Consider the following 14,481-nt stretch of genomic DNA (forward strand, 5'->3'; position numbering starts at 1 on the left):
ATTCACCTTAGTTTATGTAATCACTGCCCTTTTTGATAATCAAGCTTCCAATGTTCATTAAAAAGCGTCATTTGCCTAACCGAAACCAACTCAAAAAGCTACCGGTCATGACATATGTTCTTTGGAAAATAAAAACCCAGTAATGGCAATCCATTACTGGTTATATCGGCCTATCATTTAAATGTTTAGTATTTATTAAAAGAAAAATCGTAATATCATCAAGGAAAGCACGCCAATCATAACCGTACCCAATAGACTTCTCGTAAAAATGGCAACCAGGAAAGCTGGTAAAGCTGCGACCAAATTCAAAGCATTATCCTTAATTGAAAAGACCTGTTCCGATAATAGAAGTTCTTGAGCCAACAACGCCGCCATTACAGCCACTGGGACATGCTTTAGCCAATCGATGCCCCACTTTGGAATCTCCATTTTACTAAGCAGTATCAAAGGAACGACTCTAGGTATGAAAGTTACAATCGAAATCCCTACAATGACAGCAAGGATATATCCGCTTATTTCCACCTGCCAATCACCATCCCTATCGTTGAAGCAACAACAGTTGCCACTATGACGCCAGTACTGCCAGGAAAGAAGAAACTTACTGCAACAACGATTAATATGCTGCTAAAAGCGACTGCAAGATCAATAAAAAAGTCCTTTTTACTTAATATTTGCAAAACCAAAAGGCCGATAAACATCGCTGGCAGGGCGAAGTCCATCCCATATTTTTCGGGATTTGGAATCCATTGGCCAAAGAAACCGCCGGCCATATTTGCAATGAACCAATTTAAATAGGCTGCAAGATTCAGGCCTAACATCCATTGAAAATCAAGTTGTTTCCTCTTCTGTGCCGTTGTGACGGCCACTCCAAACGTTTCATCAGTTAATAAAGCTCCGGTTATCAGGTTTTGTTTCAAACTTTGCTGCCTGAAATATGGAGCCAATGCAGCACTAAGTAATAGATGACGGCTGTTAACAAAAAAAATCGTGAAAATTATGGCCGATACTGGATGACTTGCAGCTATCATCCCCGCAGCTATGAATTGACCAGACCCTGCATAGAGTAAAAGCGACATAAGTGCCACTTCAATCATACTTAATCCTGACGTTTTTTCGACGACCCCTGCAGCAAAACCGATACTTAGGTATCCCAATAATGTCGGAATGCAATCTCTTACTCCTTGCCAAAAGCCTTCCCCATCATTGACCTCGGAAAATCCATCGCTTTTCCATTCAGCACTATCCTGACTCATATAATTCCACCCTTGTTTTAATTAGTTCCTTCAATTGCTTTTCAGCTTGCCAAGCAGAATTGGCAACTCACTATATATTTCGATGATCTCTTCTATCGGCATTCTAACTAAACCGCTGGAAGAAGGGGCAACGAATTCAATGGTCTCATTCAATGAAGGCTCTTCTTGCAGACCCCAAGAGATTTTTCGTAATTGACGATATTCCTGATAGACACCCTTGCCTACAAAACAGACGAGTTTAGGTTGATACTTTTCTATTTTCCTTTTTAATTGCTTCCTTCCTTTTATGTAATCTTCTTTAGTGATTTCGTCCGCACCCTTTGTAGGCCTGGAAACGATATTGGTAAAACCATAACCTAAATCCAATAAAGACGAGTCTTCAGTTGGTTCATATTTCCTTGGTGTCAACCCGGACTCGAAGAGGATTTTCCAAAAGCGATTGTTTGGATTCGCATAATGATGGCCAGTCTCGCCTGAACGAATGCTTGGATTGAAACCTACGAACAAAATATCCAAATCTTCTTTTAAATGATCAGAGATGCCTTCCATATTAAAACTCCTTTTAAAATTTGCTATTTAATCATTGTACAAAACTGAAATATATTTAACTACCTTTTCCGTCATTTTCACAACTTTTATTCAAAAACTTAAAACGTTTTGAAAAGAATGAACGATGATAGCTAAATAATATGGGTGAAAACATGACAAATTGAATATTAAAAAACCTATTGCTCCTAAAAAATACCGTTCATAACTCTTCACGGGACACACTTCCAGAAATTATTTATAAAAGGTTTTTTACAGTTTACAAATGCCGCGGTTGCAGTTAGTGAACCGGTAAAAAAACATATACAAAAATATCAAAGAATATTTCTTAAATGCAATGGAATTGATAACCGATCTCTCTCCATTCCCCCTCACTGGAATTATTAAGAAAAATGAATATCCTCTGAATGCCAAAATCTATACTTACCAGGACAACTCGGCATAAAGCAAAAACCTGCATGCATTTAATCAAAGCTTGCAGGGATTCAAAATTAAAAGATATCTCAATCTTCATGTAATCACCGTCGGAAACGGCAGCCAGCTAATGGACATTAAAGCATGTAGCTGTTAGCATCCAATTTTCATGTAAGAAAGAGTTCATTCATTTCACTGGGGAACCTAGAGAATGTGAAAGTGCTACGGGGAGGGTTACTTTGTAAGCAATGGCATGCGAAAGACCCGTTATTTCTTGTGGAAATCTCTGAAATTTTGGACGGTGAATAAGCCTCCATCAACCAAATGCCGGTGTTCAAAAAAGCAGGGATTTAAATTCGATAGTAAAAAAATATAATACCGCTTATTATATTATATGAAAGTACAATTCAATCATTTGAACTTAAAGCAGGCCATAAATTAATGGTTCTGCTGTTGTTCTATAATTATTCAAAACACTCACGATGGCTGAATTTATTAATGGGGATACAATTGATTCTTTTTTAGGAGAATAGACTGGGGGCTTAAATCTCACGAAAATAAAGACAGTTAAAAAAATGGGGCCAGAAAATAAATGAAACTATTAAATAGGATCAAGAACCTTTATTAAAACAGCAACAACTTTAAAGGGGGAATCCAATTTGGCAAATGACTTTACTCGTAGGTATTTATGTACCTACGAGTTTTTAAGTTACGTTTCTGAATATGCTTTTGTGTATATTCGCTTCTTTCAGCCTCGGGAATCAGGAAACATTCTGCCGTTGTTCGATATGATCATGTTTTCTCGCATTGGACATCTTATTGATGGTAAGAAGAATTCCAGAAAGCCATATAATCACGATGCCTGTATAGATATATATATGGGCTTCAACCGGAATCCATGTAGCTAATAATGTTCTTACATTGATTAAGATAATGAAACCACCCACTAAAACACCCATTAATTGAGCAGGAAGCATCCTGACGAGCCAGGCTGCAATTGGTGCGGCAACCACTCCACCAATTATCAACGCTACGACCCAAAGCCAATTGACAGCTTCCCATCCGAGCGAAATGATAAAACCAAGACTTCCGAAGAAAGCAATGGCAAATTCACTCGTATCTACAGTCCCTACGGCTTTTCTCGCCGTCATGCCTTTTTTTGACAATAAAACGGGCGTTGCAATCGGTCCCCAACCGCCTCCGCCTGTTGCATCACAAAAGCCTGCAAAAAGGCCTAACGGAATGGATTGTTTTGCGGTCAATGGCTTTACGATTTCATTTTCCTTCGACGGTTTAAAAATAAATAAAAAGCGGAATAAAACGTATACACCTAGGCCAAATAAAAATATGGCAATATACGGTTTAGCTAATTCGGCTGGCAGGTTGCTCAGGAAACATGCACCTACAAATGCACCAACTGAACCTGGAATGATCAAGCGATAGACCATATTTTTATCCACGTTCCCAAACTTTATATGTGAAGCTCCGGATACTGCTGTGGTCACTACTTCCGATAAATGAACGGATGCTGATGCTACTGCAGGGGCGATCCCGAATGTCAGCAATAAGGACGTGGAACTCACTCCATACCCCATTCCAAGCGAACCATCGATTAATTGGGCTAAAAACCCGATAAAGGCCAAAACGATTAACTTTTTCATGACATTCCCCTTTTTTCATTAAAATAGAACCTATATAACATCACCCGATGGAATCGTTTGCCTTTAAAAATCATTTAGATTTCCATTAAGACACAAAGAGGCACCTAACCAAAATGAAATGACATGTTGGTTAGGTGCCTTCAGTTTTTCTGATCAGCCCAATGATATATTTTCTTCGGTTTCTACTGGTAAAAGCCTAGCTAAAAAACGATATCTTTCTTTCAGGGAATATTTATAAATATCCTCTATTGAATCTTTCAGTAACTTAGATTTTTCCTCTTTTGAAAATGAACCATTTTTTATAATCATCCTTGCTTCAAAAAGGAATTCAAGATATTCTTCATATGATTCATCATATACTTTACCTAGATCATTCCGAATTTTTTTTGCGAGTGTTGGGCTTGCTCCATTGGTAGAAACACTTATGGAAAGCATGCCTCTATTCAATGTCGCCGGTATATGAAAATTACCCAGCTCATGATTACTGATTACGTTCACCAACTGACTTTTGGATGCATTCTCGTACACTCGTTCATTAACTTCACTCGAATTTGTTGCAACGATGATTAAAAACGCATCTTTATAGTCAGTTTCTTCCACTTCTTTAAGTAAAACTTGAATCTTACCTTCTTTCTCCAACAGTTGAAAACCTGTGCAAATCTCGGGGCTTACGACGGTCACTTCAGCACCAGCTTCCAATAATGGGCCCGCTTTAAAGTAACCTATTTTACCACCGCCGATGATGATACACTTTCTGTTCTCAATATTAAGCGTAATTGGATACATAAGCTCCCTCCCCACTCACTTCATGAATTCGTTCCGATATGGCTTGTTCAATCTTTGGGTGATAACCTAGATATCGGCAAAGTATGAATTTCTGCTTACCCTTTTTTTGAATCTTTTTTATTCCATTTTCGATGGACTGCATTAAGAGACCGGTAAACAATAGGTAAGGAATGATAAATACTAAGTTTGGTCGAGATTCCTCTGCGAATTCCAATGCTTCTCCAAAGCTTGGTGTAGCAGCTGTCAAATAACACTCTTGCACACGGATTTTTGGAAACCTGTTCCTTAGCAAATCGGCCAATCGAGACAAATCCCTTTTCACGTCGGGATCACTGCTGCCCCTTCCAACCAATAAAACTAAGGAATCCTCCGTAACCCTTACATTTGTTTCCTCCAACCGTTCCACTAAAATGTCAACCATTTTATCACTGACACCAATTGGCCTTCCGTATTTCAAGTCAACGGCTGGGTACCGTTCTTTCATTTTGTTCAATATGACTGGAATATCATGTTTTGCATGTACAGCTGTTAGCAATAGAACAGGAATGGCAATGATTCTCGTCGCACCTTTTTGTACACATCGTTCGTACGCCTCTTCAATCGTAGGAGTTTCCAATTCCAAGAAGCAATACTCCTGAATGGAATTTGGCTGTGCTTGCATACAAACTTTAATAAAATCAATGGCTTGGGCTGAAGCTTCTTTAACACGGCTGCCATGGCAAATATATAAAATGGCTTCCATTAAAATGCCTCATTCGCCAACAAATTTTCGGTTTGTTTTCCTTCAAACCATTTGATTTTTTCTCGTAAATTAACGACATCGCCCACGACTATCATACAAGGATTCGAAATCTGTTCGTTATTGGCCGTTTCCACTACATTAGCCAAAGTACTGACAGCTGTTTTTTGCGTTTTTAATGTCCCCCAATGAATAAGGGCTACAGGAGTCTCTGGACTTTTTCCATGCTCCAAAAGTTTTCCTTGAATATATGGCAGGTTTTTAACACCCATGTAAATGGCTAATGTATCGATTCCTTTTGCAAGGGATTCCCACTTGATATTGTCCTCTTCATCCTTTTTCCGATGACCGGTAATAATTGCAAAAGATGAAGCATGGTCCCTATGTGTAACTGGAATTCCCGCATAAGCTGTAGCGGCGATACCAGCCGTAATTCCTGGAACGATTTCAAAGCTCACGCCACTTTTGGCAAGGGCTTCCGCTTCCTCCCCGCCTCTCCCAAAGACGAATGGATCGCCGCCTTTCAAACGGGTGACTATTTTTCCCTTTTTTGCATATTTGACCAGGAACCGATTGATGGTATCCTGCTGCAATAAATGATAATCCGGCAGTTTACCGCAATTAATCAGCTCTACACCGTCTTTTGCATGATTCAAAAGTTCTTTATTGACAAGTCGATCATATAAAATGACATCAGCTTCTTGAATGCATTTTAATCCTTTTAATGTAATTAAATCTGGATCTCCGGGACCGGCTCCTACTAGATATACTTTCCCCATTTATGCAACCTGCCTTCCCTTAGAGAATCGTTTCGAATTCCGATAAAACGAAACCTGCTCCATTTTTAATTTTCTTTTTTTCATATAATGAGATGTCATCCACTTCAGGCATTTTCAAAAAATGTTTTTCCAGCTCGATATCAACAAGTTCAAACGCCTTTTCATCCGAATCGGCAACAATGATGACATGGATTGGTTTTTCCTTGATAGTGACTTCGAAACGGTATAGATTCATGGATTGCTTACCTTCCCCTATTAAACGGCCACTTCCGTTAATATATCATCAAGCTTACTTTGTAACTGCGATATCCCTACCCTTTCCACAAAATCAAGAAAGGTTTCTGAAAGAAGTTTTGTTTCTTTGAAAAATAGGATCAGTTCTTTCAGAACATGATAGAGCTGTTCAGCTTCCACTTTTCCTTTAAGTTTTTCATTGAACTTACCGCCTTCATTCAGCGTTCCTCCGACGTATATCTCAAAAGCTTCGACCATCTTTTTGTCCTGGTTTTTCATTTTTATGCCTTGAAGCCCTATTTCAGCGATGGCTCTTTGACCGCAATTATTCGGACAACCGACCATATGCATCCTTACAGGTACATCGAGATCTATTTCCTTGTCCAATGATTCAGATATGGTCCTCATTCGTTTTTTTGTTTCAACGAGTGCCAGGTTACAATACTCGATGCCTGTACAAGAAACGGAATAACCAATGAATTTTTTTGGTTGATATGGAAATCTTTCAAAGATGGATTCCTGTTTTAATTCCTCAAGTTTTGCATCCGGCACATTTGGAATGATTAGATTTTGAGAATTACAGTTTCGGATTTCACCATTTCCATATCTCTTCGCAAGTTCGGCAAACTCAATCACTTCGTCTGGATTTAGACGACCAACTGGTATATTGACTCCAACATAATTCAGACCATCTTGCTTTTGTTTATGGATGCCGTAGAAATAGCCTGCATTCCATCCCTTCACCGCACTTTCACCCTTATCAGGAAGCGGACCGGTGTACTCCAGCAATTTTTCCTTGAATTGTTCAGGACCCCAATCAGCGACAAGGAATTTCAAACGCGAGCGATGACGTTTTTCACGGTACCCAAAGTCACGGAATATCGTCGTGATGGCGGCCGCTACTTCGACTGTTTTTTCAGGTAAAATGAATAAGTCAAGTTCTTCTGCCAGCATCGGAACGGAGGATAGCCCACCGCCTACTTTCACGTGAAAACCAACTTCCGTTACTCCATCAATTACTTTAGTGGCTGGATTGAATGAAACACAGTTGATTTCAGCATTTGAAGCATTATGGATATTAGCACTAATGGACATTTTATATTTCCTAGGAAGGTTCGAATAGTCTTCATTAAGGCGGAAATACTCAAATACATCATAAAGTACTTCGCGTGTATCAAAAAGTTCGTCAGGATCGATGCCTGCCAATGCATTACCGATGATATTACGTGTGATATCACCACATGCACCGGCCGTAGTCAGTCCAACCTTTTCCAAACGGTTTAAGATATCCGGGACTTGTTCGATGGTCAACCAGTGGAATTGAATGGCTTGACGGGTTGTAATATCATATACATCCCTCCCATAATCTTTAGCGATGTTAGCTAGAGTTATCTGTTGATCATAAGTCAGGATACCTCCGGGAATAACGACACGCATCATCCAGTAACCAGCTTCTTTTGGCCGTTGCAGGTATAGACCTGCCCACTTGAACATATCCCAATTCTCTTTAGGGATGGAATCAAAACCATTTGCAGCGTAATGTGGAATATCAGCGAATATCTTCAATCCGTCTTTTTCCAATTTCCAGATTTCCGTTTTATTTTTAGCGATTAGTGGATTTTCCGACCAAAATTTCTCGTAAACCATTACATTTCCTCCTTGATTAGATCGCTTTCTTTGCTGTCAAATAGCCGATTACCTGTTCAACGCACTCTTCAATGCTATATTGGTCGGATTCTAAAATGATTTCCGGTTGTTCTGGTTCTTCGTAAGGAGAGTCGATTCCGGTAAAATCTTTAATGATTCCTTTACGCGCCTTGTCATAAAGACCTTTTGGATCACGCACTTCGCACTCTTCGATCGGACACTTTATGTATACTTCAATAAACTCCCCTTCTTCGAGTAAATCACGTACAATCTGCCGATCTGCCCTGAATGGGGATATGAAGGCGGTCAATACGAACTGCCCACTATCCACGAATAACTTAGAAACCTCACCGATCCGCCTAATATTCTCAGTTCGATCCTCTTCAGAAAAACCTAAATCTTTGTTTAAACCGTGGCGGATATTATCACCATCCAAAACATAACTTCGAATATTCCGATTATATAACTCTTTAGCGACCGCGTTAGCAATCGTTGATTTTCCGGATCCCGAGAGCCCTGTAAACCATAGAACTGTGCTTTCATGCCCGTTTTGCTTCCGGCGGAGCTCCTTGGTCAATGACGTTTCATGCCAAGTGACATTCGTACTTTTACTCATATAATAATCCCCCTCTTCATGTGATCCTTCAATTTATGTCCAATCAGTTAAAAACTTCATTCTTTTTTAGACCTTCGATCAACACCTCGATGACCTCTTTACGGCTAAAGGTAGCTGGAGGAATTTCTCCATTACGCAACATTTCCCTAACCTTCGTTCCAGACAGGATGACATGGTCTTCCTTCCCGTGCGGACAAGTTTTAGCGGAAGCCATATTGCCACATGCTTTACAGTAAAAACTATGTTCAAAGAATAATAACGTGATCCCTAACTCATCGGCGTTAAAATTCCCAAAGATTTTTTGAGCATCATATGTGCCATAATAATCGCCCACACCCGCATGATCACGTCCGACGATAAAATGAGTGCAACCATAATTTTTACGGACCATCGCATGGAAAATGGCTTCTCTAGGTCCTGCATAACGCATGGCAGCAGGGAAAACTGCAAGAGAGACGCGATCCTTAGGATAATATTTTTCAAGCAGCACTTTATAACTTTCCATTCTTACATCTGCCGGAATGTCATCGGATTTAGTGGCACCTACGAGAGGATTTAAGAATAAGCCGTCGACAATCTCCAATGCTGTCTTTTGAATGTATTCATGTGCACGGTGAACAGGGTTCCTCGTTTGGAAACCAACAACCGTTTCCCATCCTTTTTCAGCAAAAGCTTTCCTTGTCTCGACCGGGTCCAGATAATTAGCTTGAAATAGCGGACGCTCTATTCTCTTAATCAACTTTATTTCCCCGCCGACATATACATCACCGCGGTTATATAAATTTTTCACTCCGGGATGCTTCTCATCATCCGTTTGATATACTAATGTCGCTTCCAATTGCTTATCCGGAGTGTAAATATCGGAAACGGTGAGAACCCCGTATGTTTCACCTTCATGAGTCAACTTTACTTCTTCACCTATAGTAAGGGTTTCTGCAGTTTCTTCGGTCAAAGGCAGCGTAATCGGGATGCTCCATACATGTCCGCTGCTAAGCCTCATATCCTTGACCACTGCCTCATAATCACTTTTTGTAAAGAATCCTTTAATCGGACTGTAGGCACCAGTGCCTATCAATTCAAGATCACTCAAAGCAATTTCATCGATTTCGATTGATTTTGTTAATTTACTAAAATCATATTTTGGTTCCCAAAGATCAATTAATGTTCCTCCGTGCGGTAAACTGATTGTCATGCTAAATTCCCCCTATGGTTTCTATTTATTTATGATAAATGCAATCCGCATTCCGTTTTTTGGGCTCCTTGCCAACGGCCTGAGCGTAAATCATCTGCATTGAATGCAGGTGCTGTACACGTTTTACATCCAATGCTCGGATATCCATTATCATGCAGGATATTATATGGAAGTCCGTTTTTGTGGGCGTAGCGCCAAACATCTTTCCATGTCCAATGTATGAGTGGACATACTTTAACTGACTTGAACTTATTATCCTTATTGATATACTCGGTTAAAGCCCTTGTTTCGGATTGCTCCCTCCGCAGTCCCGAAAGCCAGGCTGTTGCCGTTGAAAGCACATCGGTAAGCGGTATGATTTTACGGATGTTACAGCACTTATTGGAATCACTAAGCCATAATTCATCCCCATATTCCGCTGCTTGCTCCTCAAGCGTCAAGGCCGGTTTCTTCATTTCGATTAAAAGCTTTGGATAGCGCTTTTTCACTTGCTCGATCAATTGGTAAGTCTCCTCAAAATGAACATCTGTATCAAGGAAAACAATTTTTGCCGAAGGGTTGACCTTCGCCAATAAATCCGTAAGCACGATGCCTTCAATACCAAAACTGCAAGCATAAATCAGTTTGCTTCCATAATGGTCATTCGCCCATTGCAGAACTTCCAAAGCACCTTTTGTTTCACTGTCTTCAGGAAATACGGGGAATTCCCCTGTATTGAAATTTTCATAGTTTATTAATCCAGCCAACTTTGTAGCCCCCTCTAAAAACTTGCTGTATCAGGTTAGAGTAACTGTTGATCAATACCCGTTTAAACTTCCCCAGTTTATTTGATTCTAGGAAAAAGAGACGAATCTAACCAATACTCTCTTTATATCAGTTAAACCCGCCTCTAGTTTTTCTAGTCAGCAGATACCTTATTTAATTCTTAATTTTTCATTTCTTTCCATTTGAATGATTTTACCATCCTGGACAATAAGTGTAATGGATCCATATTTCATTGAATTAAGCATTTCTTGAAGTCGTTCAAATATTTCTTCAAGCTGATTCTCTTTTTCCAAACCAGTTCCTCCTTTAAGAAAATCCGCGAATATTTTATTTTCAACGCTGATTAAAAAAATTTCTTAGATTTATATAATTCCATACAACCTTACATTGTTATGGTTTGCCTCAAAAAAAACAAAAATCTTTCCATGATGGAAAGATCCCAAGGTAAATATCTTTACCTTATCTTCCAAAATGATCAACATTTTGTTGGAGGTAGCACCTTGCATCCATCATGCAGGTTGCTGGACTTCAAAGGGCCAATTCCCTCCGTCGCTCTGGATAAGTTTTATTATTTTAAATATTAACATATATTTAATCCTTGTCAATGGAGTTTTCTTATAAAATAACTTGGTTTAATATTATGGATGAACTGTTATTTTTATACACACTATTCAATTTATGATTTTATGTTCATATAAATAAGAAAATAGACTTGTCTTTTTAGATAAGGTCTCCAAAAAAATAAGTCTATTTTCATAAAAAGCCTATTATTGTCGTATATCCTTACTTTAAAAAAATTCTCGAATTTCAGTCCTTTTGAAGAGGGGATTACTTGAAGTCATTAATTTCTTAACTGTATCGCTTCTACAAATTCTTGAACTTGACTCTGGACGCGATCAATTAAATGCGAATCATTAATCGGTTTTTCTGAATTCTGTTTATCTATTTCCTTATCAACAAAATAAATGCCCTGCAGCGGCTCGCCTTTTAATATTGAAATTAATGGTTTAAGCGCATAGTCAATCGCCAATAGATGCCTGTTACTTCCACCAATCATGATTGGCAGAACTGGCTTACCCTTAAAAGCACCTTCTGGCAGCAAATCAATCAAGGCTTTCAATACACCTGTATAAGAAGCCTTATAAACCGGTGAACCAATAATAATTCCTCTAGCTGCTTGAATTCTCTCTGAAAGCTTTAAGATATCTTCGCTATTATATTTCCCTTGAAATAAATCATCTGCTGAGAAATCCGTAATTGAGAAATAAGCTGTGGTAAATCCTTCGTTTTCGACTAATGATTGAATATGTTTTAGTGAAATGTCCGTTCTTGATGGTATAGCAGGACTTCCTGATAAAATTACGATATCGCTCATTTAAAACCCCTCCTATGTTACATGTTTTAAAGATAAAATCTTCGTAAAGCATTTCGTGCAGCATGATTTTATCGTAATAGTCTGAAAAATATAAGTCAAATCTTACACTCGGGTTTAATGAATTCACTTGTTGACTTCATCGACTCTGAATGAAAATAAAACGGTCATATTTGCGGCTTGATGCTCATGCCCTTCAATATGACCGTTTCATTATGTATGATTTTGTTTACCATGAATACCATATACCAAAAGTTGAGCAATGCTCTTAATTCGTTCAGAAGTAAAATATGGCTCCTTTTTTTGTTGATGGATCTCATAATGTGTGGATAATGCCAATGTAAAAGAAATGATCCCCACATTAAATAGGATAATATCAGAGATATATTGTATCTCTCCGCTATCTATTCTCTTCTGTATTTCAATATGCTTGGCATTTGGCTTGAAAATCTGATCTACATATTGCTTTGAAATATCTTGATCGAATTGTGTTTCCCTAAATAATATCGAAAACTGTTCTTTATTTTCAAGAATTTTTTTTATCATGGTGCAAACATGATTCTCAACTAGTTCATCCGTAGATAGATGGCTAGTCCCATCTTCGGATTCCTCTTTTTCATTAGGGGTAATTGTAGCCAAAAGCAAATCTTTTTTGCTGTCAAAGTATTTATAAATAGTAGCTTCGGAAACATTGCAAGCAGAGGCAATTTCATTCGTTCTTGTCATGTCAAAACCTTTAGTGGCAAAAAGAGTCCGGGCTACATTTATGATTCGTTCTTTGGTTTGCTGCCCTTTTTTCAAAAATATCAACCTTCTTTTATAAAGATAAGACCGGTTTCACCAATCTATTTTCCATGATATCTCGATGGTATCAATCGGTCAACATAATACCTTTGATCTATTAGAATTCAATATTCCCATATATCATTAATAGAAAACATCGTCTGATTGGGACGATGTTTTCTTTTTCAGAAAATCACTTAAAAGATGCATAGCCATCATCGACCATGACTACACTTCCATTGATCGCATCCGCTTCCTCTAACGATAATAGATAGACGGCATTTGCAATGGCTTCTGGCTTAATTAATTTACCGCGCATTTGACTTGCATTCAATTTATCGATGATTCCCATATCTTTATAGCCTTGTATGATAGGAGTGTCAACCCCGCCTGGCGCAATGCCCACTACGCGTATGCCATAAGCACCCAATTCCAAAGCTGCTGTCTGTGTCATCATTCTTACAGCGCCTTTAGTTGCCTGATAGGCAAAAGTCCCATGGGAAGCTAAGTAGCCAAACACGGAAGCGGTATTTATAATGACTCCCTTGTTATCTAGCTCCTTCATTTTCCGTCCTGCTGCCATGATTCCAAAGGCAACTCCGTGCTGGTTCACTTCAATCGTTTTGAAGTAACCCTCCATATCTTGATCGAGGATCATACCGCCTGCACCAATGCCGGCATTATTAAACATGATATCGATCCTTCCATATGTTTGCACTGCTTTATTGATTAACGATTCAACATCTTCCTGCTTAGATACATCCGTTTTAACAAAAATGGCCTCTCCACCATCCGCTTTTATCTGTTCAACAGTTTCCTGTCCCATTTCTTCATTAAAATCCGCAACGACGACCTTGTCCTCCTTTGCTGCGAATTTCAAGCATGTTGCTCGGCCAATTCCGCTTGCTCCTCCTGTAATAACTGCAACTCTTGCTGTCAATTCCATTCCCCTCTCACCACTAAAAAGTACGTAAGTGATCACTTATTTTTTTCATTATAAAAGTAAAGAATATTGAATTCAAGCAATATGAATTTTTATAGTGTTATGAGCATTCAAAAATTGAAGCTGTCCTATTAATAGGACAGCTTCATTTGTTTAGCAGGTTTTCAATTCGACCTTACTTACGGAGGTCTTCACCATTTCAATGAAAAGTTGCAGAAAACGATCATCACCTGTTAATTCTGGATGAAACGCACTGACAAGGACATGGTCTTGTCTTGCAGCCACTACATTCTCTTCATAAACAGCCAATATTTCTACACCTTCTCCAATTCCATCAGCAAATGGCGCCCGGATGAATACAGCCTTATAAGGGTCTTCCATTCCTTTGATTGATAGTTCAGCCTCGAAACTATCCCGTTGACGTCCAAATCCGTTCCGTTTAACGGAAATGTCCATTAGTCCAAGATAGGCCTTCTCATCGCCAGTCAATTCATTGGCCGCCAATACCATCCCTGCACATGTACCGAAAATAGGTTTTTTACCTTCGAAGAAAGTTTTGATCGGCTCCATAAATCCATAACGATCCATTAGCTTCCTCATCGTGGTGCTTTCTCCGCCTGGAATGATCAAGCCATCGATTTCCAGCAACTGTTCCGGTTTTTTTACTATAATTGCTTGTTCGCCGGCAGCTTTGATTTGGTTCAAGTGTTCTTCAACTGCTCCCTGTAATCCCAAAACACCGATAGTTATC

Annotated in this window: 17 protein-coding genes and 1 riboswitch; all 17 genes read right to left on the minus strand. The window is 39.0% G+C overall.

Features of this window, described 5'->3' with window-relative positions; all coding sequences use genetic code 11:
- Positions 1–195 precede the first annotated feature (195 nt).
- Positions 196–522: an AzlD domain-containing protein gene (locus tag FNK51_RS19845; RefSeq protein WP_141994418.1), complete on the minus strand. Its 327-nt coding sequence runs from the start codon at positions 520–522 to the stop codon at positions 196–198.
- The gene (locus FNK51_RS19850; RefSeq protein WP_141994419.1) at positions 513–1,253 is read right to left on the minus strand and encodes an AzlC family ABC transporter permease; all 741 of its coding nucleotides are present in this window, start codon (positions 1,251–1,253) and stop codon (positions 513–515) included. Before FNK51_RS19850 ends, FNK51_RS19845 begins: the two co-directional genes overlap by 10 nt.
- Positions 1,254–1,283: 30 nt before the next feature.
- Positions 1,284–1,802 carry a mismatch-specific DNA-glycosylase gene (locus FNK51_RS19855; RefSeq protein ID WP_141994420.1) on the minus strand — a complete coding sequence of 173 codons (519 nt, stop codon included), beginning with the start codon at positions 1,800–1,802 and terminating at the stop codon, positions 1,284–1,286.
- Positions 1,803–2,974: 1,172 nt separating this feature from the next.
- Complete coding sequence (locus tag FNK51_RS19860; protein WP_098369554.1) at positions 2,975–3,874, minus strand: sulfite exporter TauE/SafE family protein; 900 nt, start codon at positions 3,872–3,874, stop codon at positions 2,975–2,977.
- Positions 3,875–4,027: 153 nt separating this feature from the next.
- Positions 4,028–4,660, minus strand: a complete 633-nt coding sequence (locus tag FNK51_RS19865) for an NAD(P)-binding protein (protein WP_141994421.1) — start codon at positions 4,658–4,660, stop codon at positions 4,028–4,030.
- Positions 4,641–5,402: a sirohydrochlorin chelatase gene (locus tag FNK51_RS19870; protein ID WP_141994422.1), complete on the minus strand. Its 762-nt coding sequence runs from the start codon at positions 5,400–5,402 to the stop codon at positions 4,641–4,643. Before FNK51_RS19870 ends, FNK51_RS19865 begins: the two co-directional genes overlap by 20 nt.
- Positions 5,402–6,178 carry a uroporphyrinogen-III C-methyltransferase gene (gene cobA, locus FNK51_RS19875; protein ID WP_141994423.1) on the minus strand — a complete coding sequence of 259 codons (777 nt, stop codon included), beginning with the start codon at positions 6,176–6,178 and terminating at the stop codon, positions 5,402–5,404. The genes FNK51_RS19870 and cobA overlap by 1 nt, the downstream gene beginning before the upstream one ends.
- A gap of 19 nt (positions 6,179–6,197) precedes the next feature.
- A complete protein-coding gene (locus tag FNK51_RS19880) occupies positions 6,198–6,413 on the minus strand; it encodes a DUF3906 family protein (RefSeq protein ID WP_076369513.1) in 216 nt (71 codons plus the stop codon).
- A gap of 20 nt (positions 6,414–6,433) precedes the next feature.
- Positions 6,434–8,059: a nitrite/sulfite reductase gene (locus tag FNK51_RS19885; protein ID WP_141994424.1), complete on the minus strand. Its 1,626-nt coding sequence runs from the start codon at positions 8,057–8,059 to the stop codon at positions 6,434–6,436.
- Between the two features lie 16 nt (positions 8,060–8,075).
- Positions 8,076–8,675: an adenylyl-sulfate kinase gene (cysC, locus tag FNK51_RS19890; protein ID WP_061463380.1), complete on the minus strand. Its 600-nt coding sequence runs from the start codon at positions 8,673–8,675 to the stop codon at positions 8,076–8,078.
- A gap of 43 nt (positions 8,676–8,718) precedes the next feature.
- Positions 8,719–9,867 (minus strand): sulfate adenylyltransferase, encoded by a 1,149-nt coding sequence (sat, locus tag FNK51_RS19895; protein ID WP_141994425.1) that lies wholly within the window; start codon positions 9,865–9,867, stop codon positions 8,719–8,721.
- A gap of 29 nt (positions 9,868–9,896) precedes the next feature.
- Positions 9,897–10,601 carry a phosphoadenylyl-sulfate reductase gene (locus FNK51_RS19900; RefSeq protein WP_377412323.1) on the minus strand — a complete coding sequence of 235 codons (705 nt, stop codon included), beginning with the start codon at positions 10,599–10,601 and terminating at the stop codon, positions 9,897–9,899.
- A gap of 180 nt (positions 10,602–10,781) precedes the next feature.
- Positions 10,782–10,925: a YezD family protein gene (locus FNK51_RS19905; protein ID WP_141994426.1), complete on the minus strand. Its 144-nt coding sequence runs from the start codon at positions 10,923–10,925 to the stop codon at positions 10,782–10,784.
- A gap of 163 nt (positions 10,926–11,088) precedes the next feature.
- Positions 11,089–11,197, minus strand: a riboswitch (SAM riboswitch).
- Positions 11,198–11,473: 276 nt separating this feature from the next.
- Positions 11,474–12,007 (minus strand): NADPH-dependent FMN reductase, encoded by a 534-nt coding sequence (ssuE, locus tag FNK51_RS19910; protein ID WP_141994427.1) that lies wholly within the window; start codon positions 12,005–12,007, stop codon positions 11,474–11,476.
- Positions 12,008–12,217: 210 nt separating this feature from the next.
- The gene (locus FNK51_RS19915) at positions 12,218–12,805 is read right to left on the minus strand and encodes a TetR family transcriptional regulator (RefSeq protein WP_141994428.1); all 588 of its coding nucleotides are present in this window, start codon (positions 12,803–12,805) and stop codon (positions 12,218–12,220) included.
- Between the two features lie 175 nt (positions 12,806–12,980).
- Entirely contained in the window at positions 12,981–13,733 is a 753-nt protein-coding gene (locus FNK51_RS19920; RefSeq protein ID WP_141994429.1) for an SDR family NAD(P)-dependent oxidoreductase, read from the minus strand.
- Between the two features lie 150 nt (positions 13,734–13,883).
- Positions 13,884–14,480 carry a pyridoxal 5'-phosphate synthase glutaminase subunit PdxT gene (gene pdxT / locus FNK51_RS19925; protein WP_286178793.1) on the minus strand — a complete coding sequence of 199 codons (597 nt, stop codon included), beginning with the start codon at positions 14,478–14,480 and terminating at the stop codon, positions 13,884–13,886.
- Position 14,481 lies beyond the last annotated feature (1 nt).

Origin of the sequence: Bacillus sp. B4EP4a (genome assembly GCF_006680105.1) — a bacterium.
Classification (GTDB): Bacteria; Bacillota; Bacilli; order Bacillales; family DSM-1321; genus Peribacillus; species Peribacillus simplex_E.